The following is a 25,455-nucleotide window of genomic DNA, read 5'->3' on the forward strand; positions in this document are numbered from 1 at the left end:
CGGCTTCGTTGGCGGTGGAGAAAAACAGGTTTTCCATCCGGCAAAAACCGGCGCCCCATGGCTGACAAAAGGGGCTGCTGGCCTCCGGCGCCCCACTCCAGAGACCCGCCTTACACGCGGAAGGTACTGACCGCCGCTGCCAGGCGTTCGGCCTGTTGCTGCAGCGATTGCGCTGCGGCGGCAGCCTGCTCCACCAAGGCGGCGTTCTGCTGGGTGCTCTCGTCCATCTGCGCGATGGCGCGGTTGATCTGGTCGATGCCCTCGCTCTGTTCGCGGCTGGCGGTGGTGATTTCGCTGATGACGGTGGAGACGCGCTGCACGCTGGAGACCACGTCGTTCATGGTGTTGCCGGCCTGGGCCACCAGCTGGCCGCCGCTGGAGACGGTCTGCACCGAGGCATCGATCAGTTCCTTGATTTCCTTGGCAGCCGAGGCGCTGCGCTGGGCCAGGGTGCGCACCTCGGTGGCCACTACTGCAAAGCCGCGTCCCTGCTCACCGGCGCGGGCGGCTTCCACCGCGGCGTTCAGGGCCAGGATGTTGGTCTGGAAGGCAATGCCATCGATCACGCTGATGATGTCCACGATGCGTTGCGAAGAGCTGTTGATGGCGTCCATGGTCTGCACCACCTTGCCCACCACTTCACCACCATGGCTGGCCACGTCCGAGGCCGAGCTCGACAGTTCGTCGGCCTGTACCGCATTGGCGGCGTTCTGCTTGACGGTGGAGGTCAGTTCTTCCATGGCCGAAGCGGTTTCTTCGAGGGCGCCGGCCTGTTGTTCGGTGCGGGATGACAGATGGAGGTTGCCGGCGGCGATCTCGCTGGCGGCGGTATTGATTTCCTCGGTACCGGCGCGCACGCTGGAGACCACTTCCGACAGGCCCGCGCTGATGCCATTGAAGGCGCCCATCAGGCGACCGATCTCGTCGCGGCTGTGTACGTGCAGGCGGGTGGTCAGGTCGCCGCCAGCGATCTGGTCGGCGGCCTTGCACACCGCATCCAGCGGGCGGGTGACCATGCGGTTGATCATCACCGTCAGGATCGCCCCCAGTACCGCCAGGAACAGCAGGCCCAGGCCGATGTAGAGATTGCGCATGGAAGTGACTTCGCTGGTGATCTCGTCAACCGCGGCCTCGCCGGCGATGACCCAGTTCCAGGGAGAGTAGTGGGTGAAGACCACGATCTTCTTGCGACCATCGATGGCGGTGTAGTGCAGCGCACCTTCCTTTTGCTGCAGCACGGTCCTGATGTAGCTCTCGCCGGCGGCATCCTTGAGTTCCAGCAGGCTGGCGCCTTCTTCCTTGCCCTCGCGCGGGGCGCCGGCGATCATCACGCCCAGGTCCTTGCCTTCACGACCGTTGAGGGCATAGAAATTGCCGGTCTGGCCGATCTTCAGTGCCTTGATCTGCTCCTTCAAGGCCTTGACGTCGGCGGAGATGTCGATCCCCACATACAGGGCGGCGATGATCTGGCCGGCATCGTTCTTGATGGGGACGTACTTGGTGATGTACTGCTTGCCGAACAGCGTGGCCAGGCCGCTATAGGGCTTGTCGGACTTCAGGGCGGCATAGCCGGGGTGGGTGCGGTCGAGCAGGGTGCCCACGGCACGCTCGCCGTTTTCCTTCTTCACCGAGGTCGAGACGCGCACGAAGTCCTCGCCGGTCTTGGCGAAGATGGTCGCGGTCACGCCGGTACGGCCGGTGAACCGGTCCGGGATGGAAAAGTCCAGGTTCAGGTCGTGTCCATCGTTCTGCAGCACCGGGGTGGCGCGGTCGGCGATCTGTACGGTGCGGCTCTCATCCAGGGTGAGCTTGCCGAACTCATTGTCGAACATCTTTGAGAAACGGTCGACCTGGCTGTTCACCGAGCGGTCGAAGATGCCGACCATGTGGGCCACGCCACGGGCATCGTTGCCCATCTGTTCGATGGAGCGATGCTCCATCATGCGCGAGGCGGAATAGGTGATCAGCATCAATGCGATCACGAAGACGACGCCCACCAGGGCGACCGTCATGGCAGTCAGTTTTGCACCTACCGAGCGGTGGAAAAGGGATGCGCGGCGCGCACCAGACATATCGTTAGCCATGGCTGTTCTTGTTTTTGAAAAAACGTCGTGTGGAAATGCAAATACCGAACGGAAAACTGCCCGGGAGGACGGTCGCGCCGGTAGGCGCGCATTACGCTGTGACCGTTGGCCCCTCCTTGTTCTCCGTCATGCGGAAAGCCTGCAACGCTGCGTTCGCGCGGCACGGCCTGCGTGCCGGTCAGGTAGCACGTCGGCGACATTGCCGAATCGGCAATGGTGCGCGGCTTCGAACACGTTGACATCGTGCGGCGCCAGTGTTGTTGCTGACGCTGCCATTACGGTACTCGCTGGGGGAGGCCGTCAGTATATCGTCAGCGTTTGAGCTCGATCAAAATACTTCGAATGTTTGCGCCCACATGCAACTGTGCTGTTGTTTTTCTATCCGGAAAGTGCTTTTTTGGCATGACGAATTTGCCTCACTTGTTCCTGATTGTCTCCATCTTGGCCACTGTAGTGCTAAGTCGCCTGGCCGGCTTCTTGGTTCAGGTTTGCACGAAAATCCCTGACCCAGCGTTCCAGTTCATCGGCCGCCATCGGGCGCGAGAAGTAGTAGCCCTGCGCCACGTCGCAGCCCTGGCTGAGCAGCAGCTGGTACTGGTCGGCATCTTCCACCCCTTCGGCCACGACCGTCAGTTTCAGGCTTTCGCCGATGCGGATGACGGCATTGGTCAAGGCGCTGACGGCGTCATCCTTGGCCATGTCGCGCACGAAACTCTGGTCCAGCTTCAGTTCGGAAACCGGGAGCTTGCGCAGGTAGCCCAGGCTGGAATAGCCGGTGCCGAAGTCGTCCATGGCCAGCGGGATGCCCAGCGCATGCACGGCGGCGATGGTCTGGTTGGTGCTGGGGTTGGTGTCCATCAACACGGTTTCGGTGATTTCCAGGGTCAGGTCGGTGGGTACCAGGCTGTAGCGGCGCAGTAGTCCGGTGACGAACTGCGGCAGGTCCAAGTCGTGGAAGTTGGTCGCGGACAGGTTCACCGAGATGCAAGGCACCTGGATGCCGCGCCGACGCCAGTCGGCCAGCTGGAAACAGGCTTCTTCCAGTGCCCATTTGCCGAGTTCGCCGATCAGGCCGCATTCCTCGGCAATCGGGATGAAGCGGCCCGGCGAGATCTGTCCCAGCTGTGCGTCGTGCCAGCGCGCCAGGGCTTCCACGCCATGCAGGGTATGCTCGCGCAGCCTGATCTGCGGCTGGTAATGCAATTCGAAAAGGCCACCCCGCAGGGCGTCGCGCAGGGCGCCTTCCAGGGCCAGGCGCTCCTGGGCCATGCTGTTCATTTCTTCGCTGAAGAAACTGAAGCGGCCGCGATTGACGGCCTTGGCCTGGTACATGGCGATATCGGCCCGGTGCAGGAGGGTTTCGATGTCGTTGCCATTGTCCGGGAAGATCGCCACGCCGATGCTGGCCGAGGGATTGAGCGGGGTGCCGTTGATGTGGCAGGGCATGGCCAGTCGTTCCTGGATGCGCTTGACCACTTCGGTCAGGTGCAGGGTGTCGTACTGGGTCAGGACCACCACGAACTCGTCCCCGGAGAGTCGTCCCACGATATCGGAGCGCCGTGCCTGCGATTGCAGCCGGGTGGCGACCGTGCGCAGCAGTTCGTCGCCGGCCTGGTGCCCCAGCGAGTCGTTGACCTGCTTGAAACGATCGAGGTCGATGAACATCACCGCCACCGTGCTGTGGTTGCGCTCGGCGGCGGCAATGGCCTGGCCGGCCTGGACCAGCAGCAGGCTGCGGTTGGGCAGGCCGGTCAGCGAATCATAGAAGGCCAGCTGGTGGATGCGCGCGCGCGAGGCTTCACGTTCGATGGCCAGTGCGCACAGGTGCAGGCCAGCATCGACCAGCAGGTGATGAAAGCCGCTGGGCTGGCGGGGCTGGCGGAAGTAGAAGCCGAAGGTGCCGATCACCTTGCCATCGGCCGATTTGATCGGCGTCGACCAGCAGGCACGCAGGCCGTGGGTCAGCGCCAGTTCCTTGTAGTCGGCCCAGTGCGGATCGCTGGCGATGTCTTCCGAGATGATCGCCTGGCCGGTGAAGGCGGCACTGCCGCAGGAGCCCACCAGCGGGCCGATGGACAGGCCATCGATGGCGCGGCTGTAGGCCTCCGGCAGGCTGGGGCCGGCCAGGGTGTGCAGGCGTCCCTGTTCGTCCACCCGCAGGATGGAGGCGATCACCTCCGGCGCGACGCGTTCGACTTCCTCGCACAGCAGGTTCATCTGCTCGGACAGCGAAGAGTCGCGCGCCATGGCATTGAGGACGCGGTACTGCAGCACCTCATGCACCTTGGTATTGGTGATGTCGGTCATCACGCAGACGGCATTGATGAGACGGCCATCGGCGTCCAGGATCGGGTTGACCACCGCCGAAATCCAGACCGGCTGTTCGTGGAAGTCGTGGATCAGCTCCTCGGTATGGAAGCTGTGGCCCTGCAGCAGCTCGCCGTGGCAGCGTTCGATCGACTTCACGAAGGTCGGATGATGGGCGAACAGTTCGCGTGGTTGCTTGCCGATCACCTGCTGGCTCTGGAAACCGAGCATGCGGGTAAAGCCGGTGTTGTGGAAGACGATGCGGTTCTGGGCGTCGGTGATGAGCACCGCATTGTCTGTTTCATTGATTCCCAGCGAGAGCAGGTGCAGGTGTTCACGATCGCTCTTTTCGCGGGTCACGCGGTAGGTGACGTCGTTGCCGATGCAGATCACGCGCTCGGCCTTGCCGTGCGGGTCCAGCAGGGGCGAATAGGTGGCTTCCCACCAGATCGTGCGGCCGCTGCGGGTGCGCCGCGGGAAGCGGCCGGAGAAGAAGCGGCCATTGCAGACATCGCGCCAGAAGGCGGCATATTCCTCGCCGTTGGCATATTCGGGGTCGCATAGCAGGGAGTGCGACTTGCCTACCAGGTCCTCGGCCAGGTATTCCATGGTCTTGAGGTAGTTGCGGTTGGCGGCAAGGATGAGGCCGTCGGGCGAGAGCTCGACCACCCCCAGCGAGCGATTGAGCGCGCTCAGCACACTGTTGCTGTGATGCGAGTCGTCGATGTGGGAGCTGATGTCGGCGGCCGCCGAGATGACCTTGCTGAGTTCGCCGCGCTCGTCCAGGATCGGGCTGCACAATGCCTCCAGCCAGACGATGGTGCCGTCGATGCGGCAGCGCTGCAGGGTGCCGGTGATGATCTCGCCCTGGCGCAGGTGCTGCCAGAATTGTTGATAGTCCGCAGACTGGACGTACAGCGGTTCGCACAGCATGCTGTGATGCTGGCCGATCAGCTCTTCGCGACGGTAGCCCAGCATGCCCAGGAAATTGTCATTGGCCTGCAGTATCGTGCCATCGGCAGCGAATTCCAGAATGGCCATCGAACGCCACAATGCACCCAGCAGCGCATCGCGCTCCTGGCCACACAGATTCTGATCATCCTGCGGCACCTCACCTGGCAGATCACGCTGATGATCAAATTCGCCGGTGAACGACTCCTGGCTCCCCATACAGCCCCCCTGTGGCCCGGTAATGACGCCTGCCGCGCGTCTTGCCTCATGCAGTCCGGAGTTACGATTTTTTCCGTTTTCCTGTCTGCGCCGACCATACCTCGCCGTACATCTCGACCCGCTGGAAACTGAAGCAATCTGTCTTGATCATATGCCAAATCGCCAGCCTTGTGCGCTCGCTCTCGGCCGGCGCCAGAGGAGCGCAACAGCGTCATGAGGTTCTGCGAGGATTGTCCTGTTGCACAAGTACAAGCCCCGTTCTTTTTATCGACATCCGTTCGGGGTTCTTGAGTCCGCCCCGGGTGAGTGTTGTATGATGCCTTCGCAGGTGGGAGGGATCACCCCGCCTTCCGGATATCTCCCGGTGTTGCATCAGGGAAATATCCCGCCGCCTGGCGATGGGGCGCCGCGGCATCGATGAATCACCAACGATTGGGTTTTATGGATTATCTGCAGTTGCTGGACGTGCTGGTGCACGTGGACAAATATCTGGGCGTCCTCATCGAGCAGTACGGCACGCTCATCTACGCGGTGTTGTTCCTGATCGTGTTCTGCGAGACCGGGCTGGTGGTGTTGCCGTTCCTGCCGGGAGATTCCCTGTTGTTCATCGCCGGCACCTTCTGTGCCATGGGGGCCATGGATATCTGGCTGCTGATGACCCTGCTGGTGATCGCAGCGGTGGCGGGCAATACCCTCAACTACTGGATAGGCGGCTGGGTCGGTCACCGCGTCTATACCCACAATTACCGCTGGCTCAATCCGGAAGCCCTGCAAAAGACCCATTCCTTCTACGAAAAACACGGCGGCAAGACCATCGTCATCGCCCGCTTCACGCCCATCGTGCGAACCTTCGCACCGTTCATCGCCGGCGTGTCGGGCATGAGTTTCGCCCGCTTCCAGCTCTTCAATGTGCTGGGCGCCTTGCTGTGGGTGGTGGGGCTGGTGGTGCTGGGCTACCTGTTCGGCAATATCCCGGTGGTGCAGCAGAACCTCAATACCCTGGTCCTGATCGGGATCGTGGCGGCCATCATTCCCATCGTGCTGGGCGCCTTGTGGCAGCTGTGGCGCAAGGTACGCGGCAAGCGCAAGGTGCGCAGCGCCTGAGACCGCCGGCGTCAGGGCAGAAAAGAACAAGCGTTGGCAGCCTCGTGAATGCCGTTCAGTGAAGACTGAACGGCATTTTTCATGATGCCGGCCAATCGCCTCAGGCCGCAGCGGCAGCCTGCGCGAACCTGGCGCGTGCCTTGTGCAGTTTGCGATAGCTGTCGAGCAGGCGCTGATGGCGGTCCAGGCCTTCGAGCTTCATGCTGGTCGGCGTCAGGCCGTGGAAGCGCACGTCCCCCTTCACCGATCCGATGGCCGCATCCATGCGCTCATTGCCGAACATGCGACGGAAGTTGGTTTCGTAGTCTTCCAGCGCCAGCGCATCGTCCAGTTCCACTTCCAGCACGACGTTCAGGGCCTGGTAGAACAGACCGCGTTCGACCGAGTTGTCGTTGTATTGCAGGAAGGCGCCGACCAGGTCATGGGCCTCGTCGAACTGCTGCAGGGCCAGATGGATCAGCAGCTTCAGTTCGAGCACGGTCAACTGGCCCCACTCGGTGTTTTCATCGAACTCGATGCCGATCAGGGTGGCGATGTCCGAGTAGTCATCCAGCTCGTTGTTCTCCAGGCGCTCAAGCAGGGCGGCCAGGGCATCGTCGTCCAGGCGATGCAGGTTCAGGATATCGGCGCGGAACAGGAGCGCCTTGTTGGTGTTGTCCCAGATCAGGTCTTCCACCGGATACACCTCGGAATAGCCCGGCACCAGGATGCGGCAGGCTGTGGCGCCCAGTTGGTCATATACGGCGACGTAGGCTTGCTTGCCCATCTCTTCCAGGATGCCGAACAGGGCGGCGGCTTCCTCGGCGTTGGAATTTTCGCCCTGGCCGGAGAAATCCCATTCCACAAATTCGTAGTCCGACCTGGCACTGAAGAAGCGCCACGAGACGATGCCCGACGAATCGATGAAGTGCTCGACGAAGTTGTTGGGCTCGGTGACGGCGTTGCTCTCGAAGGTCGGCTGGGGCAGGTCGTTGAGGCCTTCGAAGCTGCGTCCCTGCAGCAATTCGGTCAGGCTGCGCTCCAGCGCCACCTCGAAGCTGGGGTGAGCGCCGAAGGAGGCAAAGACCCCGCCAGTGCGCGGGTTCATCAGGGTCACGCACATCACCGGATAGACGCCGCCCAGCGAGGCATCCTTGACCAGCACCGGAAAGCCTTGTTCTTCCAGGCCCTGGATGCCCGCCAGGATGCCGGGATACTTCGCCAGCACTTCCTGGGGCACGTCGGGCAAGCAGATCTCGCCTTCCAGGATTTCACGCTTGACCGCGCGCTCGAAGATCTCCGACAGGCACTGCACCTGGGCCTCGGGCAAGGTATTGCCGGCACTCATCCCATTGCTGACGAAGAGGTTTTCGACCAGGTTGGAAGGGAAATACACTACCTCGCCATCCGACTGCCGCACGAACGGCAGCGAGCAGATGCCGCGTTCGGCGTTGCCGGAATTGGTATCGACCAGATGCGAAGCGCGCAGCTCGCCGTCGGGGTTGTAGATGTCCAGGCAGTAGGCGTCGAGGATTTCCTTGGGCAGCTTGTTGCCGCGCCCGGGCTTGAACCAGCGCTCGTCGGGATAGTGCACGAACTCGGCATTGGCAATGTCCTCGCCCCAGTAGGAACCTGCATAGAAGTGGTTGTTGCTGATGCGTTCGAGGTATTCGCCCAGAGCCGAGGCCAGCGCGCTTTCCTTGGTGGCACCCTTGCCGTTGGTGAAGCACATCGGCGAATGCGCGTCGCGGATATGCAGCGACCACACATTGGGAATGATGTTGCGCCAGGAGGCGATCTCGATCTTGATGCCCAGCTCGGCCAGCAGGCCCGACATGTTGGCGATGGTCTGCTCCAGCGGCAAATCCTTGCCCAGGATGCGGGTGCTGGCGCCGGCTTCAGGCTGGAGGGTCAGCAGGGATTGGGCATCGGCGTCCAGGTTCTCGACTTCCTCGATGATGAATTCCGGCCCCTCCTGTACCACCTTCTTGACGGTACAGCGCTCGATCGAGCGCAGGATGCCGCGGCGGTCGGCCTCGCTGATGTCGGCCGGCAGCTCGACCTGGATCTTGAAGGTCTGCTGGTAACGGTTTTCCGGATCGACGATGTTGTTCTGGGACAGGCGGATATTCTCGGTGGAAATATTGCGCGTATTGCAGTACAGCTTCACGAAGTACGCCGCGCACAGGGCCGAGGACGCCAGGAAGTAATCGAAGGGGCCCGGTGCCGAGCCATCCCCCTTGTAGCGGATGGGCTGGTCGGCGATGACGGTAAAGTCGTCGAACTTGGCTTCAAGACGCAGCTTGTCGAGGAAGTTGACTTTGATTTCCATGGCGGAATTCCGATAAAGAGCCGAAAAGCGGCTGAAACGAGAAACAAGAAACGGGAGAGGGCGCTATTATCCCCCATCCGGTGGTGATCCAAGGCGGACGCCGACGCTGCCGCAAAAAGCAGGTGAAGCAGCAGACTCGCTTGACCGCGCTATCAATGACAAATATGAAATAAAAATGCCGTTCAGTGCCTGACTGAACGGCATCAGCGGCTGGCGCCGGGGTCAGGTCAGCTTGTTCTTGGCCAGCGGCGGGTTCTTGGCGAAGTAGTTGCGGATGCCGGTCAGGATGGCGTCGGCCATCTGGTCCTGATAGCGCTCGTCGGTGAGCTTGGCTTCTTCTTCCGGGTTGGAGATGAAGGCGGTTTCGATCAGGATGCTGGGGATGTCCGGAGCCTTGAGCACGGCAAAGCCGGCCTGTTCCACCGCGCCCTTGTGTAACTTGTTGATGCCGCCGATTTCCTTCAACACCGCATTGCCCACGCGCAGGCTGTCGTTGATCTGGGCGGTGGTCGACAGGTCCAGCAGCACGCTGGCCAGCTGGCGGTCATGGGTCTTGATGTTGACGCCACCGATCAGGTCGGCCGAGTTTTCCTTGTTGGCCAGCCAGCGCGCCGCCGTCGAGCTGGCACCCTTCTCGGACAGGGCGAACACCGAAGAACCGCGTGCGGTGGGCTGTACGAAGGCATCGGCGTGGATCGACACGAACAGGTCGGCCTGCACCTTGCGCGCCTTGACCACGCGCTGGCCCAGTGGCACGAAGAAGTCGGCGTCGCGGGTCAGCATGACGCGCATGTTGGGGTATTGCTCGATCTTGCGTTTCAAGCGCTTGGCGATGGACAGCACCACGTCCTTCTCGCGGTTGCCCCGCGCGCCGGTGGCGCCGGGGTCTTCGCCGCCGTGGCCGGGGTCCAGCGCGATGGTGATCATGCGGGTGAGCTGCATGCGCGGCTCTTCCGGGACCACTCGCGGATTGCGATCGCTCTTGTCGTCCGGTTGTGGCTTGATTTCTGCCAGCGGTACCGGGTCCGGCTTGGGCGCCGGTGCCTGCGCCAGCGGCGGGGTGGCCGGGGCTTCCTTGTTCCAGTCGCCCTTCTGGATCAGGGCGGCGATCGGGTCCGGCGGGTTGGACGGATACAGGTCGATCACGAAGCGGTACTTGTATTCGCCCACCGGGGCCAGGGTGAACACCTGCGGCTTGATTTCATCCTTCAGGTCGAACACCAGGCGCACCACGCTGGGCCGGTTCTGGCCCACGCGTACCTGCTTGATATAGGGATCGTTGGGCTGGATCTTGGCGACCAGGTCCTTCAGGGTGGAATTGAGGTCGATGCCCTCGATATCCACCACCAGGCGCTCCGGGTTCTTGACCACGAAGTGGGTGACCTTCAGGTCGCTGTCGTTTTCCAGCGTGACGCGGGTGTAGTCGTCGGACGGCCAGACACGCACGGCCAGGATCTGGGAGGCCAGGGCGGGCAGGGGAGTGACGACGGAGACGAACAGCGCACCGCCGGCTTTGAGGATGGTGCGGCGGCTTTTGGACTTCACAGGTTGGGGGCGAATTTCAGTCGAGCGAGGCATTGATGACCCTTGTCGGACAACGCACGCAATTCTACATCACGACCGTTCCCTGCAAGAGACAGGTTGACGTGGATGTCCGGCGGCGGCAACACCGGATCGCCTTTTTCTGGCCATTCGACGATACAGACGGAGTTTTCGTTGAAATGTTCACGGAAACCGGCATCGAGGAATTCCTCCGGGCTGGCCATGCGGTACAGATCGAAGTGGATGACTGTTACCATGCGCCCTGCGAGTGTCACTTCATAGGGTTCGGCCAGGGTGTAGGTCGGGCTCTTGACCCGCCCCGAATAGCCCGCCGCATGCAGCAGCGCGCGTGTCAGCGCGGTCTTGCCGGCGCCCAGGTCGCCGTGCAGGTAGATCGCCAGGCCCGGTGCCAGCACCTGCGCCAGGTCGGCGCCCAGGCGTGCGGTGGCGGTTTCGTCGGGCAGGTGGAGGTGGAGTCGCTGCATATACATCCTGGTTTGTTACGTCATCCGAGATGACTTGTTCACTGGTTCAATCGCTTCATGTCCGCTCACGCCACCCCTGTCGATCTTGCCGACCCCGCCAGCCTGGCCGCCCTGGCCGCCGCCATCAAGGACTGGGGCCGGGCACTGGGCTTTGCCGAGGTGCGCATCGCCGATGTCGACCTGTCGCACCGGGAGGCGGGCTTCCAGGCCTGGCTGGACAAGGGTTACCACGGCGAGATGGATTATATGGCAAGCCACGGCCTGAAACGGGCGCGGCCGGCCGAACTGGTGCCGGGGACGGTGCGGGTGGTCAGCGTGCGCATGCCCTATCTGCCGGCCGCTAGCGACCCCGGCCAGGCCGACTGGCGAGCCCGGGAAGAGGCCCGCAGCGGCGACCCGTCGGCGGCTCAGGTCTCGATCTATGCACGTGGGCGCGACTACCACAAGGTCTTGCGCACCCGTCTGCAGCAACTGGCCACCCGCATCGAGGAGCGCATTGGTAGCTTCGGTTACCGCGTCTTCACCGATTCGGCACCGGTCATGGAAGTGGCCCTGGCCGAAAAGGCCGGGCTGGGCTGGCGCGGCAAGCACACCCTGTTGCTACACCGGGAGGCCGGTTCCATGTTCTTCCTGGGCGAGATGCTGACCGATCTGCCGCTGCCGGTCGATGACCCGGTCACCCCGCACTGCGGCCAGTGCAGCGCCTGCATCACGGTTTGCCCGACCGGGGCCATCGTCGCCCCGTATGAGCTGGATGCGCGGCGCTGCATCTCCTACCTCACCATCGAATTGAAGGGCAGCATCCCGTCCGACCTGCGGCCGCTGATCGGCAACCGCATCTACGGCTGCGACGACTGCCAGCTCTACTGCCCCTGGAACAAGTTCGCCCAGCGCGCCAGCCTGCCCGACTTCGACCCGCGCCATGGCCTGGACAGCGCCAGCCTGGTCGACCTGTTCGGCTGGAGCGAAGAGCAGTTCCTGAAGAACACCGAGGGCAGCGCGATCCGCCGCATCGGCCATGAACGCTGGCTGCGCAACCTGGCCGTGGGCCTGGGCAATGCCGCCGATTCGCCCTCGCACCGGGGCGATGCGGCCATTGTGGCGGCGCTGCGGGCAAGGCTTGTGCATCCGTCGGCGCTGGTGGTCGAGCATGTGCAGTGGGCACTGTCCCGCCACGGTGCGGGCGGCTAGGCCCCAGTGCGCGGTGCTCTGGGCGCAGTGTTCAATGCACCAGCGCCAGCCAGAATGGAATGGTCAGCGCCGAGAGCAGCGTGCCGAAGGAAATCAGGAAAGCCGTGAAGGGACCATTGCCGCCCATGCGCGCGGCCAGGATGTAGGCGCTGGAGGCGGTGGGCAGGCTGCAGAACAGCACCACGATGCGCAACTGCAGCGGGGGCAGTTGCAGATGGCGACCGATCAGGTAGGCCACCAGCGGTACGGCGAAGAGCTTGATCAGGATGAACCATCCCACCACCAGCTTGCTTTCCTTGAGCCCCGACAGGCGCAGGCCGGCACCCACCATCAGCAGGCCCAGCGCGATGGAAGCCGCGCCCAGGCGCGAGAGCACCACCGATGCCGCCTCCGGCAGGTGCAGCCCCAGTGCTGAAAACGTCAGTCCGCCGGCAGTGGCCACCAGCAGTGGATTCTTGGCCAGTTCGCGTAAGAGGTTGCTGTTCTTCGGTGCCAGCGCATGGACCGCCGCGATATTGCACAGCGGGACGCCAAAGCCCAGCAGGATGGCCATCAGGCCCGCCCCTTCCTCGCCGGCCATGCGGGTGGCCAGCGCCAGCGCGATGTAGGAGTTGAAGCGGTAGGCGCATTGCATGCCCGATTCGTAGGTCATCGGCGTGGCGCGCAGCAGGGGTTTGCCCAGCCAGGTCAGTACGATGCCGGCCAGCAGCGACAGCACCCCGGTCTGCACCAGGCCACCGGTGACCCCTAGGTCGACCTTCAGGCGTGCGGTGGAATAGAACAGCAGCGCTGGAAAGAGCAGGAAGTACACCAGCTTTTCCATGCCGGCCCAGAACTCGTCGCCCCAGTTGGAGATGCGATAGACCAGCACCCCCAGCACGATCAGGCTGAAGTCCGGCAGCAGGAGATTGAGGATTTCCACCTTACTTGAGCAGCCGCGCCAGTTCGACGGCGGTCTTGACATTCATCTTGTCGAAGATGTGGGCGCGGTGGACCTCGACGGTGCGCATGCTGATGCCCAGTTCATCGGCGATGACCTTGTTCATCTTGCCGGCCAGGATCAGGTCCAGCACCTCGCGTTCGCGTGCCGAGAGTGCCGCCAGGCGGCCCTGGACGGCATCCTCGGCGCCGCCGGCGCGCGAGCTGGCCAGGGCTTCCAGTACGCGGTCCATCAACTGGTTGTCGTTGAAGGGCTTCTCGAAGAAATCGAAGGCACCGTTCTTGAGCATGTCCACCGCCATGGGGACGTCGCCATGGCCGGTGAGGAAGATCACCGGGCGCCGGTGCAGCAGACCCTTGGTCTTGAGTTCATTGAACAGCGCCACACCGCTGGTGCCGGGCATGCGCACATCCAGTAGCAGGCATTCCCCTTCGGCATCGATACCGCCGGCCGCGCCGAGGGCGGTCAGGACCGCAGCACCACCTTCATAGGCGGTGGCGGCGATGTTGCGGGAACGCGCCAGCCAGGTCAGCGAATCGCGGATGATTTCTTCGTCGTCGACTATGTGCAGCATTGGTGTGCGGGGTGGGGCCAGATCAGTGGGGCCGTGGGGCGGCGGTCTCTTTATTGTGGCTGGCCGCTCTGGGCGGGCAGCGAAAACCGGAAGATTGTACCGCCTGCCGGGTTATCGGTGTAAGTCAGCGTCCCGCCGTGGAATTCGATGGTGGTGCGACAGATGTTGAGGCCCATGCCCATGCCCTCGGCCTTGGTCGAGAAGAAGGGCGAGAACAGGCGCGCCGCCACGTCCTCGGCAATGCCGTGGCCCTGGTCGATCACCGAGACGGTGACTGATTCCACCCCATCGTCGTTGCGGGTCAGCTCGGCCGTCACGCGCAGGATGCGGCGTGCCGAGGGCACGGCCGCCATGGACTGGATGCCGTTGCGGGTCAGGTTCAGGATCACCTGTTCCAGCAGTACCTGGTCGCCCAGGATAGGCGGCAGGGAACGGGGCACCTGCAACTGCAACACCACGAAGAACTGCTGGGCCTGCAGTTCGATCAGCGGTGTCACGTTGTCGATCAGCTGCCTCACCTGCAGGCGCTGCCGCGCCGGTTCGCGCTTCTTGACGAACTGGTGCACGCTGCGGATCACGTGGCCGGCGCGCTGCGCCTGGGCGTGGATCTTTTCCAGCGCCGGCTGCAGCGCCTTGGGGTCGGCCTGGCCCTGCTGCATCATGTTCAGCGCTCCGGTGGTGAAGCTGGAGATGGCCGCCAGCGGCTGGTTCAGCTCATGCGCCAGGGTGGAGGCGATCTCGCCCATGCTGGCCAGGCGGGCGCTGGCCTGCAGTTTCTCCTCCTGGGTGCGGTTAAGGTCTTCGGCGCGCTTGCGTTCGGAGATGTCGAGGATGGAGCCCATCCAGCCGGTCTGCTTGCCGTTTTGGTCCACCAGCGGAGACTCGAAGATCAGCACCGGGAAGCGCTCCCCGTCGCGGCGCTGGAAAATGGTCTCGAACTGTGGTGTGGCGCGTCCGGCCAGGACGTTGGAAAAACGCTCCTGGTATTCGTCCATGGCTTCCGGCGCCCAGTAGGGCATGGGCGGGATCTTGCCCACCAGTTCTTCGGCGGCGAAGCCGACCATCTTGCAGAAGGCCGGATTGACATAGGTGATGCGCCCCTCCAGGTCGCGTGCGCGCATGCCGGTGACCAGCGAGTTTTCCATCGCGGCGCGAAACACTGCCTCGTTCAGCAGGGCCTTCTCGGCCTTGGTGCGGCGGGTGATGTCCCGCCACAGCGCCCACAGGCTCCACAGCAGGCCCAGCGAGAGCACGATCACGGACCCCACCAGCAGGTTGGGCAAGAGCTTGGGCGCGCTCTTGGTGCTGTTGGTGTGCAGCACCAGGGTCAGGCCGGGCAGTTCCAGTTCGCGGCGATGGGTGTAGACATTCAGGCCGGGGCCGCCCGAGGTGCGGCGTGCCACCACGTTGTCGTCGGTGTCGGTGAGCGAAATCTCGTTGTCCTGGGCGAACCACCACGGCACCATTTCATTGAGGATACGCGCCACTGCATAGCTGGCCACCAGGCTGCCGACGTAATGATTGTCGCGGAACAGGGGCACGTGATAGTCCATCAGCATCGGTTCGGCGATCCCCGGTGGCACGGCAGGCGGGCTGTAGAGCGGGCGGTGCATCTGGCGCGCGCGGTCACCGGTCATCAGCGAGGACTGCGAGAGATCGTTGCGACTGATGGGGAAGTCGTCGGTGGAGGCCACCGGCCGCCCTTCGGCATTGAACCAGGTGACGCGATAGAACTCGCGGTTGTTGCGCAGCAGCGCATTGAGGCGGCTGCGGAAGTGGTCCTGGTGCAGGCGGCCGGTGATGATCTCGCGTCCGATGATGCGCATGCTTTCGTCGTCGCGGCTCAGCTGAAAACGGATCGCCTGTTCCACCCACAGCGAATCGGCGATCAACTGCTCCAGCCGTTCGCTTGCCTCCATCTGCTGGGCCTGGCGTGGCAACCAGATCAGGGTGGCCAGGAACAGGCACAGCAGCAGGAAAGGAATCAGCCAGCGCATGGTGGTCTTGCGCCCCGAGGCCTGCAATTGCGAGGCGGCGTTGGGCTGGGGCGAGATCGGCGGAGGCGGGATGGTTTTCATGTCGCCGCCAGTGTAGCTGCCGCCCGGGGCGAGCGCCAGCATCCCGGGCGGCGGGAAAATGCAGGAAGTGTGGTTCGGCGAGCATTGTGGTTATCCACACTTGCCCCATTTTGGTGACACCGAGCAAAATGCGCGGGCATAATCTGGCCCGCGCCAAGCAGAGCCACTACAAAAACAAGCACACCACCAAAACGATTCATACCTCACTGGGGAGACACGCATGAAACTGAAGTCCATCCTGCTGGCCATGTCGGCCGCTGCCATCGTCAACGCCGGCCTGACTGCGAGCGCCTTCGCACAGCAGCCCATCATCATCAAGTTCAGCCACGTGGTGGCCAACGACACACCCAAGGGCAAGGCCGCCGAGCGCTTCAAGGAGCTGGCCGAGAAGGCCACCAAGGGCCGCGTCAAGGTCGAGGTCTATCCCAACAGCACCCTGTACAAGGACAAGGAGGAACTGGAAGCCCTGCAACTGGGCGCCGTGCAGATGCTGGCCCCGTCGCTGGCCAAGTTCGGCCCGCTGGGCGTGAAGGAGTTCGAGGTGTTCGACCTGCCTTACATCTTCCCCAGCAAGGACGTGCTCTACCGCGTGACCGAAGGCCCCATCGGCAAGGATCTGTTCAAGAAGCTGGAGCCCAAGGGCATCACCGGCCTGGCCTACTGGGATAACGGTTTCAAGGTGATGTCGGCCAACAAGCCGCTGCATCATCCGGCCGACTTCCGCGGCCTGAAGATGCGCATCCAGTCCTCCAAGGTGCTGGACGCGCAGATGCGCGCACTGGGCGCCAACCCGCAGGTGCTGGCCTTCTCCGAGGTCTACCAGGCGCTGCAGACTGGCGTGGTGGATGGCACCGAGAACCCGCCTTCGAACCTCTATACCCAGAAGATGCACGAAGTGCAGAAGCACGTGACCGTGTCCAACCACGGCTATCTGGGCTATGCGGTGATCGTCAACAAGAAGTTCTGGGATGGCCTGCCGGCCGACGTTCGTACCCAGCTTGAAGGCGCCATGAAGGACGCGACCAAGTACGCCAATGCCATCGCCCAGCAGGAAAACGATGCCGCCCTGGCAGCCGTGGAAAAGACCGGCAAGACCACCGTCTACCGTCTCACCGATGCCGAGAAGGCTGAATGGCGCAAGGCCTTGCTGCCGGTGCAGCAGCAGATGGCCAGCCGTATCGGCAAGGAGCTGATCGACGCCGTCAACAAGGAATCGGCAGCGCTGGGCCAGAAGTAACCGGGCTCGGTACCTGTGCGCGGCGCGCCCGTCCGGCGTGCGCCGCGCCACCCTCTAAAACAATCAGAACAAGCTAAGCCAGCGGCCGCTACCAGCATGGGAGCGGCCTGCCGGCGCAAGGAGATTCCATGAAGTTACTCGACCATCTGGAAGAGTGGCTGATCGCGTTCCTCATGGCCGCGGCCACCTTCATCATCTTCGTGGCCGTGGTGCATCGTTACGCCTCCGGCCTCGACATTCCCTGGTTACAGGACCAGCTCATCCAGATCAACATGAGCTGGGCGCAGGAGCTGTGCATCTTCATGTTCGTGTGGATGGCCAAGTTCGGCGCCGCCTATGGCGTGCGTACCGGCATCCACGTCGGCGTCGATGTGCTCATCAATCGCCTCAACACTCCGTGGCGCAACAAGTTCGTGCTCTTCGGCCTGTTCGCTGGCGCCCTCTTCACCGGCATCGTCGGCACCTTCGGCGCCGAGTTCGTCTATGACATCGCCCAGCACGACAGCACCTCCGAAGTGCTGGAAGTGCCGATGTGGATCGTCTATCTGGCCGTGCCGCTGGGTTCCTATCTGATGTGCTTCCGTTTCCTCCAGGTCGCGTGGAATTTCCACCGGACCGGCGAATTGCCCAAGCATGACCATTCCCACGTGGAAGGTCTGGACGAAGAAACCAGCGGAGGTAAAGCATGAATGCATTGATCATTTTCGTCCTGCTGTTCGGGCTGATGCTGACCGGGATGCCGATCTCGATCTCGCTGGGCCTGACGGTACTGACCTTCCTCTTCACCATGACCGACGTGCCGATCCAGTCGGTGGCGCTGAAGTTGTTCACCGGCATCGAGAAGTTCGAGATCATGGCGATCCCCTTCTTCATCCTGGCCGGCAACTTCCTTACCCATGGCGGCGTGGCGCGGCGCATGATCAACTTCGCCACCTCCATGGTGGGGCACTGGCATGGAGGCCTGGCGCTGGCCGGCGTGCTGGCCTGCGCGCTGTTCGCGGCGGTCTCCGGTTCCTCGCCGGCCACCGTGGTGGCGATCGGCTCCATCATCCTGCCGGCGATGGTCAAGCAGGGCTTCCCCAACCGCTTCGGCGCGGGCGTGATCACCACTTCAGGTGCGCTGGGCATCCTGATCCCGCCTTCCATCGTGATGGTGATGTATTCGGTCTCGACCAATACGTCGGTGGGCAAGCTGTTCATGGCCGGCGTGGTGCCGGGTCTGCTGCTGGCCTTCCTGCTGGGGGTGACCACCTGGTACCTGGCGCGCAAGAACAATTACCCGCGCCTGAGGAAGGCCACCTGGGCCGAGCGGTTCGCGGCCTTCCGCAAGAGTGGCTGGGGCCTGTTCCTGATCGTCATCGTCATGGGCGGCATCTACAGCGGCGTGTTCACGCCCACGGAAGCGGCTGCCATGGCCGCGGTGTATGCCTTCTTCATCTCGGTGTTCGTCTACAAGGACCTGCGCCTGAGCCAGGTGCCCAAGGTCTTGCTGGACTCGGCCTCGATGTCGGCCATGCTGCTCTACATCATCACCAACGCGGTGCTGTTCTCGTTCCTCGTGACCAGCGAAAACATCCCGCAGGCGATGGCGGCATGGATCACCGACTCCGGCCTGGGTCCGATCACCTTCCTGCTGGTGGTCAATGTCCTGCTGCTGCTGGCCGGTAACGTGATGGAGCCGTCTTCGATCGTGCTGATCCTGGCGCCTATCCTGTTCCCCGTGGCCATGAAGCTGGGCATCGATCCGGTGCACTTCGGCATCCTCATCGTGGTCAACATGGAAGTGGGCATGTGCCATCCGCCGGTCGGTCTGAACCTGTACGTGGCCTCGGGCATCACCAAGATGGGCATTACCGAGCTGACCATCGCGGTCATGCCGTGGCTGCTGACCATGCTCGGTTTCCTGATGCTGGTGACCTACTGGCCGGCACTGTCGCTGTGGCTGCCAAACCTGATCTACAACTGACACAACAAATGTCTCTCATAATCGGCACCACGCACTACGATGGTGCCGATTTTGTCGGATGTCTGTTAAGTTGCTCGAAAGTATGTTGGTTTTGCCCTGAAAAAGTGCTTTGAAACCGCGCAGAGTGCTGCTAAAGTGCGGGCTTTGCTGAATCGGCACCGTGCATTTGCCGTCCTGGCAATCGAGTTTTGCAGTGATGTTTTTCTAGTGAGTTGTTGATGTACGCGCCTCACCGGCGACCCTGCCGACACATCGGCGCGGGCGCAGGCGGGCAGCACCGAATACAAAGCGGGTGGTGCATAACAAACGGTATCGATACCGGGAAACTGAGGAGACGTGCATTCGATTGAAGCCGTTCAAACGGCCGGGAATGCATCAGGAGTATTTTGAAGGCGCATCCGAGGATGCGCCTTTTTTCTTTGTGCCAGCCGTAAGCGGATAGTTCATACGGTTTGTACGGTTTATACGGTTTATATTTTTTCCACATCCCTTCCAGGGGCTCTCTTCAGGGGCTCTCTCAGCCCGGCAGCACCCGTTCCCCGTATGGCGTCGATATCACGGCCTCGATGGCGGTCTGCCTTCCTTCCTGCAGCACGATGCGTGCATCCTCCATCCCCACTGCCGCCAGGGCAGCGCCCAGTTCGGCCGGCGCCGGGTGGCTCAGCACCAGGCGTTGCAGGCGGCAGCCGAGGTCGGGCAGGGCGCTGGCCGGGTGAGGCTGGCTGTGCCACTGGATCAGCGAGGGCATCAGCCCCGCGCAGGGCAGGCGGCCGTCGGCGGCGATGGTGATCAGCCAGGCCAGGGTGCCGCGGCTCATGGGCGTGATCTCGCCGACGGCAATGGGACTGGCGGCCACCGCCGCTTCGATGTCGTCGGTGCGGACCACCCAGTGGGCCAGGCGCGGCGGCGCATCCGCGACCAGCTCGTCCATGCCGAACCAGCGCGGGCGAGCAGGAGTGCTGCCGGCGGGATCGATGGCGATCACCTCCAGATAGAAGCCCGCACCCAACGACAGCAGGGCATTGTGTGTGCCCAGTCGCTCATGTTGTCCGCCGATGCGCGGCGCCATCGAGACGCCCAGTTGCTGCTGTAGCCAGGCCATGCCGGCTTCAAGGCTGGGGGCGGTGACCACCAGGTGGTCCGGTTCGGTGTGGGGCGATGCCTGCGTCATGCGGTCTCCTGAAGTGTTGTCCTCTGTTTTGCCCGATGGTATCAAGCCCGGGCCTGAATTGCTTAAAATAGGCCTCCATCGCATTTGGCCCATTGTCCATGACCCAGCTCCAGACCGAATCGCCCCTGACCGCGCTGTTTTCCGCCGTGGTGCATACGCCCTTTGGCGGCATGGGCATCCGTACCCAGGCCGGGGCGCTGGTCGAGATGGTCTACCTGCCGGCGCATTACGCCGAGAAGGATGCCGCCGATCCGGTGGCGGCCAAGGCTGTACAGCAGATCCGGCGTTACCTGGCCGATCCGGGCTTTCGTTTCAAGCTGCCGCTGGCTCCGGTGGGCAGCGCCTTCCAGCAACGCGTCTGGCAGGCCATCGCCGCCATTCCCTGCGGCCAGGTCCAGACCTATGGCCAGGTTGCCAAGCACATCCAGTCCGCCCCGCGTGCGGTCGGGCAGGCCTGCGGCGCCAACTGGTATCCGCTGGTGATTCCTTGTCATCGGGTCACCGCAGCCGGCGGCCTGGGCGGGTTTTCGCATCATGACGACGTCGACGGCTTCCACCTGGAGGTCAAGCGCTGGTTGCTGCGCCACGAAGGCGTGCACGGATACTGACGGACTCGCATGGGACGCACGACACCGAAGATAGAAGCGCCCGCCGCCAGCCGCGAGGCCATCGACGAATTCTGCGACAGCCTGTGGCTGGAAGACGGCCTGTCCAAGAATACGCTGGAGGCCTACCGGCGCGACATGACCCTGTACGCCCACTGGCTGCATCATGAGCACGCCAAGTCGCTCTATGAGACCCAGGCCGATGACCTGCATGCCTATTTCGCGGCCCGTCACGACCAGACCAAGCCCAGTTCTTCCAATCGCCGGCTGGCGGTGTTGAAGCGGTTTTTCCAGCTGGCGCTGCGCCAGAACCGGGTGGCCGCCGATCCCTGCCTGAAGATGCGCTCGGCGCGCCAGCCGCAGCGTTTTCCCAAGACCCTGTCGGAAGGCCAGGTCGAGGCCCTGCTGGCCGCACCTGATGTGTCCACGCCCCTCGGGCTACGCGACCGCGCCATGATCGAGCTGATGTATGCCAGCGGCTTGCGGGTGTCGGAGCTGGTGCTGTTGAAGAGCATCGAAGTCGGTATGAACGAGGCCGTGCTGCGGGTCACTGGCAAGGGCGACAAGACCCGGCTGGTACCGTTCGGCGAGGAGGCCGGCGCCTGGATTGCCCGCTACCTGGCCGAGGGACGGCCGCAGATCCTGCAGGGCCAGGTCGACGATGCCCTGTTCGTCACCGCACGCGGCGGGCCGATGACGCGCCAGATGTTCTGGACCCTGATCAAGAAGCACGCACTGCAGGCCGGTATCACGGTGCGCCTGTCACCGCACACGCTGCGCCACGCCTTTGCCACCCACCTGCTCAACCATGGCGCCGACCTGCGCGTGGTACAGCTGCTGCTGGGCCATGCCGACATCTCCACCACCCAGATCTACACCCACGTGGCACGTGAGAGGCTCAAGCAACTGCATGCCGCACATCACCCCCGCGGCTGATCTTGCGGCATAATGTGCGCCCATGACGGCCCGGCCGGCCTGCTGGGCCGGTCAGGCAGCCGTCAGGAAGAACACCGATGAGCGCCAAGAAAGAACACATCTCCGAAACCCCCGCCACGCAATTCCTGCGCAAGCAGGGCGTGACCTTCACCGAGCATCCCTACGATTACGAGGAGCATGGCGGCACCTCGGTCTCCTCGCGCGAGCTGGGCGTGGACGAGCATGCCGTCATCAAGACCCTGGTGATGCAGGATGAGGTGGCCAAGCCGATGCTGGTGCTCATGCATGGCGACTGCAAGGTCTCCACCAAGAACCTGGCACGCCAGATCGGCTGCAAGTCGGTCGAGCCCTGCAAACCGGAGGTGGCCAATCGCCACTCGGGCTTCCTGATCGGTGGGACCTCGCCCTTCGGCACCCGCAAGAGCATGCCGGTCTACGTGGAAGCCAGCATCCTGGAACTCGACAAGATCTACATCAATGGCGGCCAGCGCGGCTTCCTGGTGGGCATCGACCCCGCCGTCCTCCTGAAGGTGTTGCCGGCCAAGGCGGTGCAGTGCGCCCTGGCTGATGCACCCTGACAAGAACCCAGAGACAAGAGAAAGAACGCATTCATGTACAACATCCTTTTCGCCATCGCGGCCTACCTGATCGGCTCGCTGTCCTTTGCGGTGGTGGTGTCCAAGGTCTTCGGACTGGCCGATCCGCGTACCTACGGTTCCAAGAATCCCGGTGCCACCAATGTGCTGCGCAGCGGCAACAAGAAGGCGGCGGCACTGACGCTGCTGGGCGATGGCTTCAAGGGTTGGCTGGCGGTCTGGCTGGCGCAGAAGTTCGGGCCGCAGTATGGCGTGGATGACACCGGTATCGCCCTGGTCACGCTGGCCGTCTTCCTGGGTCACCTGTGGCCGGTGTTCTTCCGCTTCGTGGGCGGCAAGGGCGTGGCCACCGCGCTGGGCATCCTGCTGGCGCTGGACCCCTGGCTGGGCCTGGCCACGCTGGGGACCTGGCTGGTGGTGGCCTTCGCTTTCCGCTATTCCTCACTGGCAGCGCTGGTGGCGGCCCTGTTCGCCCCGTTCTACTACGGCCTGCTGTTCGGTACCACCGACGGCATCCTGCTGGCCGTGGTCGCGATGGCGGCACTGCTGATCTATCGCCATCGCAAGAACATCGGCAACCTGCTGGCCGGCAAGGAAAGCAAGATCGGGAGCAAGAAGAAGGCCGGCAAGTAAGCTGGACAAGTAAGTTGGGCAAGGCTGCTTGCCACTTCCCGAAAACAGAAGGGCCGCAATGGAGATTGCGGCCCTTTTTGTTTATATCGTATAAATTATTTATGTGGATGGAGTCGTCGCACCTTGTGGCGGCCGCAGTTCATCCAGCGGCCAGCGCGGCCGCACGCCAAAACCATATTCCTTGCGCGCCGCATCGGGTTGCTCGCGCAGGCGCATGGCGCCGGCAAAGGCGATCATGGCGCCGTTGTCGGTGCAGAACTGCAGTTCCGGATAGAACACTTCGTAGCGGCGCTTGGCTGCAGCGGCATTGAGGGCAGCACGCAACTGGGCATTGGCACCCACACCGCCGGCAATCACCAGGCGCTTCAGGTTGGTCTGCTTCAACGCGGTCATGCACTTGGCCACCAGCACGTCGACGATGGCGTCCACGAAGCCGCGTGCGATGTTGGCCTTGTCCTGCTCGCAGATATTGGCGCTGTTGCTGCCGTGCTGTTTGACCACGGTCAGCACCGCAGTCTTCAGGCCGGAGAAGCTGAAGTCCAGATTCTTGGAATGCAGCATGGGGCGCGGCAGCTGGTACGCGGCCGGGTCACCGAACTCGGCCAGACGCGAGATGGCCGGTCCACCCGGATAGCCCAGGCCCAGCAGCTTGGCCGACTTGTCGAAGGCTTCGCCGGCAGCGTCGTCCAGGGTTTCGCCCAGCAGTTCATAGCGCCCCACGCCATCGACCCGCATCAATTGCGTATGGCCGCCCGAGACCAGCAGGGCGATGAAAGGAAAGCGCGGCGGCTTGCTGGCCAGCAGCGGGGAGAGCAGGTGCCCTTCCAGGTGATGGATGCCCAGTACCGGCTTGTCCAGTGCCAGGCCCAGTCCGCAGGCCACGGACGCGCCGACCAGCAGCGCGCCGGCCAGTCCCGGTCCCTGGGTGTAGGCGATGGCGTCGATCTCTTGCGCCTGCATATGGGCGTCCGCCAGGGTCTGCCGCAGCAGCGGAATGGCGCGCCGGATGTGGTCGCGCGAGGCCAGCTCGGGGACGACACCACCGTACTCCTGGTGCATGGCGATCTGCGAATGCAGGGCATGCGCCAGCAGGCCGCGCTCGGTGTCGTACAGAGCGAGGCCGGTTTCATCACAGGAGGATTCGACGCCGAGGACTAGCATGGGGATGGACTCAATGAAGCGGCCGGTCCCCGACGGGTGGGGTGCGCGGCAAAGGCGCTATTGTAATGGAAAGCCCGGCCGCTGGCCCTGCCGGCTGCGGCAGGCGCCGCTTTTGGTGTACCCTTCGGCCATGCAAAACGATGCCCACATTCCTGCTCCGGCTGCGGCCGTCGAGCCTGCCAGCGCTGCCCCGGGTATTGCCGCCGCGGTGGCCGCCCCGCTGGTCGCCACCCCCTTCGTTGCTGCGCCCTTCATCAAGGAGATCGGCCGCGGCAAGGATGGCGCGCGCAGCCTCTCCCGTGACGATGCCCAGGCCATGTACCAGGCCATGCTCGAGGGCCGCGTCAGCGACCTGGAGCTGGGCGCGATCCTCTTGGCCATGCGCATCAAGGGCGAGTCGGTCCAGGAAATCGCCGGTTTCCTGGCGGCCGCCGAAGCGTCCTTCACGCCGCTGCGCGCGCCCGCCGGCGATTACGCACCTGTGGTCCTGCCCAGCTACAACGGGTCGCGCAAGATGGCCAACCTTACGCCGCTGCTGTGCATGCTGCTGGTGCGCCGGGGCGTGCCAGTGCTCATGCACGGCGTGACCCGCGACCCACAGCGCCTGACCAGCGCCGAGATATTCAGTGCACTGGGCATTGCCCACGCAGCCTCCGGTGCCCAGGCTGAAGCGCTGATGGCCGCCGGACAACCGGCCTTCATCCCGATTGCTGCACTGGCTCCGTCCATCGCGCGACTGCTGGAGATGCGCCGTATCCTGGGGGTGCGCAACTCCACGCATACCCTGGTGAAGATCATGCAACCGTTTGCGCAGCCGGCCTTGCGTCTGACGTCGTACACCCATCCCGAGTATCTGGAGATGTTGAGCGACTATTTTGGCAACGCTGCACCGCATGATCGCGGCGATGCTTTCCTGATGCGCGGTACCGAGGGCGAGACCGTGGCCAATGCCCGGCGCGCCCAACGCATCGACTGGTTCAGCCATGGCACGCGCACCGTGCTGGTGGAAAAGCAGAGCGTGGCCGAGGACGTGCCGGAGTTGCCCGAAGGTAGCGATGCACTGGCCACGGCGCGCTGGATCAACGAGGTGCTTGATGGCCGCCGTCCTGTACCGCAGGCCATCGCCGAGCAGGTCGATCACTGTGTCGACGTGGCTGCGCGGGTACGCAAAAATATTTCCTGACATCGTCTGCGGCGTGGATGTTTCGCCACAGCGGCTCCTGCGGGGCGGGAAGCTGACGAATTGACAGCCCGTCGCCAGGACGCAAGCAAGGCGTGGCGGTCAGCAATGGTCAGGAAAAAATCGGGAAGAATTGCCGGCAATGCGGCCATGAGGGCAGGCTGGAAAAGACCCGGATGAAGAT

Annotated in this window: 20 protein-coding genes; 10 read left to right on the plus strand and 10 right to left on the minus strand. The window is 63.4% G+C overall.

Annotated elements, in window-relative coordinates:
* Positions 1–110: 110 nt before the first annotated feature.
* Positions 111–2,084, minus strand: a complete 1,974-nt coding sequence (locus HWE04_RS02160; protein WP_039875023.1) for a methyl-accepting chemotaxis protein — start codon at positions 2,082–2,084, stop codon at positions 111–113.
* Between the two features lie 456 nt (positions 2,085–2,540).
* Positions 2,541–5,561, minus strand: a complete 3,021-nt coding sequence (locus tag HWE04_RS02165; protein WP_241811357.1) for a sensor domain-containing protein — start codon at positions 5,559–5,561, stop codon at positions 2,541–2,543.
* Positions 5,562–6,002: 441 nt separating this feature from the next.
* On the opposite strand from HWE04_RS02165, the gene HWE04_RS02170 reads away from it, so the two are divergent.
* Entirely contained in the window at positions 6,003–6,665 is a 663-nt protein-coding gene (locus HWE04_RS02170; RefSeq protein ID WP_006462914.1) for a VTT domain-containing protein, read from the plus strand.
* A 100-nt stretch (positions 6,666–6,765) separates the two neighbouring features.
* Here HWE04_RS02170 and HWE04_RS02175 read toward each other — a convergent pair whose 3' ends face one another.
* From HWE04_RS02175 to tsaE, 3 genes are all read right to left on the minus strand, one after another.
* Complete coding sequence (locus HWE04_RS02175) at positions 6,766–8,976, minus strand: OsmC domain/YcaO domain-containing protein (RefSeq protein ID WP_241811358.1); 2,211 nt, start codon at positions 8,974–8,976, stop codon at positions 6,766–6,768.
* 222 nt (positions 8,977–9,198) lie between these two features.
* Entirely contained in the window at positions 9,199–10,554 is a 1,356-nt protein-coding gene (locus HWE04_RS02180; protein WP_039875026.1) for an N-acetylmuramoyl-L-alanine amidase, read from the minus strand.
* Positions 10,518–11,003, minus strand: coding sequence for a tRNA (adenosine(37)-N6)-threonylcarbamoyltransferase complex ATPase subunit type 1 TsaE (tsaE, locus tag HWE04_RS02185; protein WP_006462917.1), 486 nt, complete (start codon positions 11,001–11,003; stop codon positions 10,518–10,520). The genes HWE04_RS02180 and tsaE overlap by 37 nt, the downstream gene beginning before the upstream one ends.
* A gap of 57 nt (positions 11,004–11,060) precedes the next feature.
* Here tsaE and queG point away from each other — a divergent pair, with 57 nt between their 5' ends.
* Positions 11,061–12,194 carry a tRNA epoxyqueuosine(34) reductase QueG gene (queG, locus tag HWE04_RS02190; protein ID WP_241811359.1) on the plus strand — a complete coding sequence of 378 codons (1,134 nt, stop codon included), beginning with the start codon at positions 11,061–11,063 and terminating at the stop codon, positions 12,192–12,194.
* A gap of 31 nt (positions 12,195–12,225) precedes the next feature.
* On the opposite strand, the gene HWE04_RS02195 is transcribed toward queG, so the two are convergent.
* The 3 genes from HWE04_RS02195 to HWE04_RS02205 are packed head-to-tail and all read right to left on the minus strand — an operon-like array spanning position 12,226 to position 15,786.
* Positions 12,226–13,116 carry an AEC family transporter gene (locus HWE04_RS02195; protein WP_006462922.1) on the minus strand — a complete coding sequence of 297 codons (891 nt, stop codon included), beginning with the start codon at positions 13,114–13,116 and terminating at the stop codon, positions 12,226–12,228.
* A gap of 1 nt (position 13,117) precedes the next feature.
* Positions 13,118–13,708 carry a response regulator transcription factor gene (locus tag HWE04_RS02200; RefSeq protein ID WP_241811360.1) on the minus strand — a complete coding sequence of 197 codons (591 nt, stop codon included), beginning with the start codon at positions 13,706–13,708 and terminating at the stop codon, positions 13,118–13,120.
* A 50-nt stretch (positions 13,709–13,758) separates the two neighbouring features.
* Positions 13,759–15,786 (minus strand): two-component system sensor histidine kinase NtrB, encoded by a 2,028-nt coding sequence (locus HWE04_RS02205; protein WP_241811361.1) that lies wholly within the window; start codon positions 15,784–15,786, stop codon positions 13,759–13,761.
* A 220-nt stretch (positions 15,787–16,006) separates the two neighbouring features.
* On the opposite strand from HWE04_RS02205, the gene HWE04_RS02210 reads away from it, so the two are divergent.
* The 3 genes from HWE04_RS02210 to HWE04_RS02220 all read left to right on the plus strand — a co-directional run bounded on the left by HWE04_RS02210 (position 16,007) and on the right by HWE04_RS02220 (position 18,989).
* Positions 16,007–17,023 carry a TRAP transporter substrate-binding protein gene (locus HWE04_RS02210; RefSeq protein ID WP_006462925.1) on the plus strand — a complete coding sequence of 339 codons (1,017 nt, stop codon included), beginning with the start codon at positions 16,007–16,009 and terminating at the stop codon, positions 17,021–17,023.
* A 128-nt stretch (positions 17,024–17,151) separates the two neighbouring features.
* A complete protein-coding gene (locus HWE04_RS02215) occupies positions 17,152–17,712 on the plus strand; it encodes a TRAP transporter small permease (RefSeq protein ID WP_006462926.1) in 561 nt (186 codons plus the stop codon).
* Positions 17,709–18,989, plus strand: coding sequence for a TRAP transporter large permease (locus tag HWE04_RS02220; RefSeq protein ID WP_006462927.1), 1,281 nt, complete (start codon positions 17,709–17,711; stop codon positions 18,987–18,989). The genes HWE04_RS02215 and HWE04_RS02220 overlap by 4 nt, the downstream gene beginning before the upstream one ends.
* A gap of 517 nt (positions 18,990–19,506) precedes the next feature.
* Here HWE04_RS02220 and HWE04_RS02225 read toward each other — a convergent pair.
* Positions 19,507–20,160, minus strand: coding sequence for a VOC family protein (locus HWE04_RS02225; protein ID WP_241811362.1), 654 nt, complete (start codon positions 20,158–20,160; stop codon positions 19,507–19,509).
* 98 nt (positions 20,161–20,258) lie between these two features.
* On the opposite strand from HWE04_RS02225, the gene HWE04_RS02230 reads away from it, so the two are divergent.
* The 4 genes from HWE04_RS02230 to plsY all read left to right on the plus strand — a co-directional run bounded on the left by HWE04_RS02230 (position 20,259) and on the right by plsY (position 22,930).
* The gene (locus HWE04_RS02230) at positions 20,259–20,768 is read left to right on the plus strand and encodes a methylated-DNA--[protein]-cysteine S-methyltransferase (RefSeq protein ID WP_006462929.1); all 510 of its coding nucleotides are present in this window, start codon (positions 20,259–20,261) and stop codon (positions 20,766–20,768) included.
* A 9-nt stretch (positions 20,769–20,777) separates the two neighbouring features.
* Positions 20,778–21,701 carry a site-specific tyrosine recombinase XerD gene (gene xerD / locus HWE04_RS02235; RefSeq protein ID WP_006462930.1) on the plus strand — a complete coding sequence of 308 codons (924 nt, stop codon included), beginning with the start codon at positions 20,778–20,780 and terminating at the stop codon, positions 21,699–21,701.
* Positions 21,702–21,778: 77 nt separating this feature from the next.
* Positions 21,779–22,279, plus strand: coding sequence for an aminoacyl-tRNA deacylase (locus tag HWE04_RS02240; RefSeq protein ID WP_241811363.1), 501 nt, complete (start codon positions 21,779–21,781; stop codon positions 22,277–22,279).
* A gap of 33 nt (positions 22,280–22,312) precedes the next feature.
* Positions 22,313–22,930 (plus strand): glycerol-3-phosphate 1-O-acyltransferase PlsY, encoded by a 618-nt coding sequence (gene plsY, locus HWE04_RS02245; protein WP_077237343.1) that lies wholly within the window; start codon positions 22,313–22,315, stop codon positions 22,928–22,930.
* 99 nt (positions 22,931–23,029) lie between these two features.
* Here the strand turns inward: plsY and tsaD are convergent, their stop codons facing one another.
* A complete protein-coding gene (gene tsaD, locus HWE04_RS02250) occupies positions 23,030–24,091 on the minus strand; it encodes a tRNA (adenosine(37)-N6)-threonylcarbamoyltransferase complex transferase subunit TsaD (RefSeq protein WP_241811364.1) in 1,062 nt (353 codons plus the stop codon).
* Positions 24,092–24,221: 130 nt separating this feature from the next.
* On the opposite strand from tsaD, the gene ybiB reads away from it, so the two are divergent.
* Complete coding sequence (gene ybiB, locus HWE04_RS02255; protein WP_077237465.1) at positions 24,222–25,274, plus strand: DNA-binding protein YbiB; 1,053 nt, start codon at positions 24,222–24,224, stop codon at positions 25,272–25,274.
* Positions 25,275–25,455 lie beyond the last annotated feature (181 nt).

Source organism: Herbaspirillum sp. C7C2 (assembly GCF_022627865.1).
Classification (GTDB): domain Bacteria; phylum Pseudomonadota; class Gammaproteobacteria; order Burkholderiales; family Burkholderiaceae_D; genus Herbaspirillum; species Herbaspirillum frisingense.

Bases quoted from the DNA above. Each gene is read 5' to 3' on its own strand.
- HWE04_RS02160 (WP_039875023.1), bottom strand. From the start codon at position 2,084: ATGGCTAACGATATGTCTGGTGCGCGCCGCGCATCCCTTTTCCACCGC.
- HWE04_RS02165 (WP_241811357.1), bottom strand. From the start codon at position 5,561: ATGGGGAGCCAGGAGTCGTTCACCGGCGAATTTGATCATCAGCGTGAT.
- HWE04_RS02170 (WP_006462914.1), top strand. From the start codon at position 6,003: ATGGATTATCTGCAGTTGCTGGACGTGCTGGTGCACGTGGACAAATAT.
- HWE04_RS02175 (WP_241811358.1), bottom strand. From the start codon at position 8,976: ATGGAAATCAAAGTCAACTTCCTCGACAAGCTGCGTCTTGAAGCCAAG.
- HWE04_RS02180 (WP_039875026.1), bottom strand. From the start codon at position 10,554: ATGCCTCGCTCGACTGAAATTCGCCCCCAACCTGTGAAGTCCAAAAGC.
- tsaE (WP_006462917.1), bottom strand. From the start codon at position 11,003: ATGCAGCGACTCCACCTCCACCTGCCCGACGAAACCGCCACCGCACGC.
- queG (WP_241811359.1), top strand. From the start codon at position 11,061: ATGTCCGCTCACGCCACCCCTGTCGATCTTGCCGACCCCGCCAGCCTG.
- HWE04_RS02200 (WP_241811360.1), bottom strand. From the start codon at position 13,708: ATGCTGCACATAGTCGACGACGAAGAAATCATCCGCGATTCGCTGACC.
- HWE04_RS02205 (WP_241811361.1), bottom strand. From the start codon at position 15,786: ATGAAAACCATCCCGCCTCCGCCGATCTCGCCCCAGCCCAACGCCGCC.
- HWE04_RS02210 (WP_006462925.1), top strand. From the start codon at position 16,007: ATGAAACTGAAGTCCATCCTGCTGGCCATGTCGGCCGCTGCCATCGTC.
- HWE04_RS02215 (WP_006462926.1), top strand. From the start codon at position 17,152: ATGAAGTTACTCGACCATCTGGAAGAGTGGCTGATCGCGTTCCTCATG.
- HWE04_RS02220 (WP_006462927.1), top strand. From the start codon at position 17,709: ATGAATGCATTGATCATTTTCGTCCTGCTGTTCGGGCTGATGCTGACC.
- HWE04_RS02225 (WP_241811362.1), bottom strand. From the start codon at position 20,160: ATGACGCAGGCATCGCCCCACACCGAACCGGACCACCTGGTGGTCACC.
- HWE04_RS02230 (WP_006462929.1), top strand. From the start codon at position 20,259: ATGACCCAGCTCCAGACCGAATCGCCCCTGACCGCGCTGTTTTCCGCC.
- xerD (WP_006462930.1), top strand. From the start codon at position 20,778: ATGGGACGCACGACACCGAAGATAGAAGCGCCCGCCGCCAGCCGCGAG.
- HWE04_RS02240 (WP_241811363.1), top strand. From the start codon at position 21,779: ATGAGCGCCAAGAAAGAACACATCTCCGAAACCCCCGCCACGCAATTC.
- plsY (WP_077237343.1), top strand. From the start codon at position 22,313: ATGTACAACATCCTTTTCGCCATCGCGGCCTACCTGATCGGCTCGCTG.
- tsaD (WP_241811364.1), bottom strand. From the start codon at position 24,091: ATGCTAGTCCTCGGCGTCGAATCCTCCTGTGATGAAACCGGCCTCGCT.
- ybiB (WP_077237465.1), top strand. From the start codon at position 24,222: ATGCAAAACGATGCCCACATTCCTGCTCCGGCTGCGGCCGTCGAGCCT.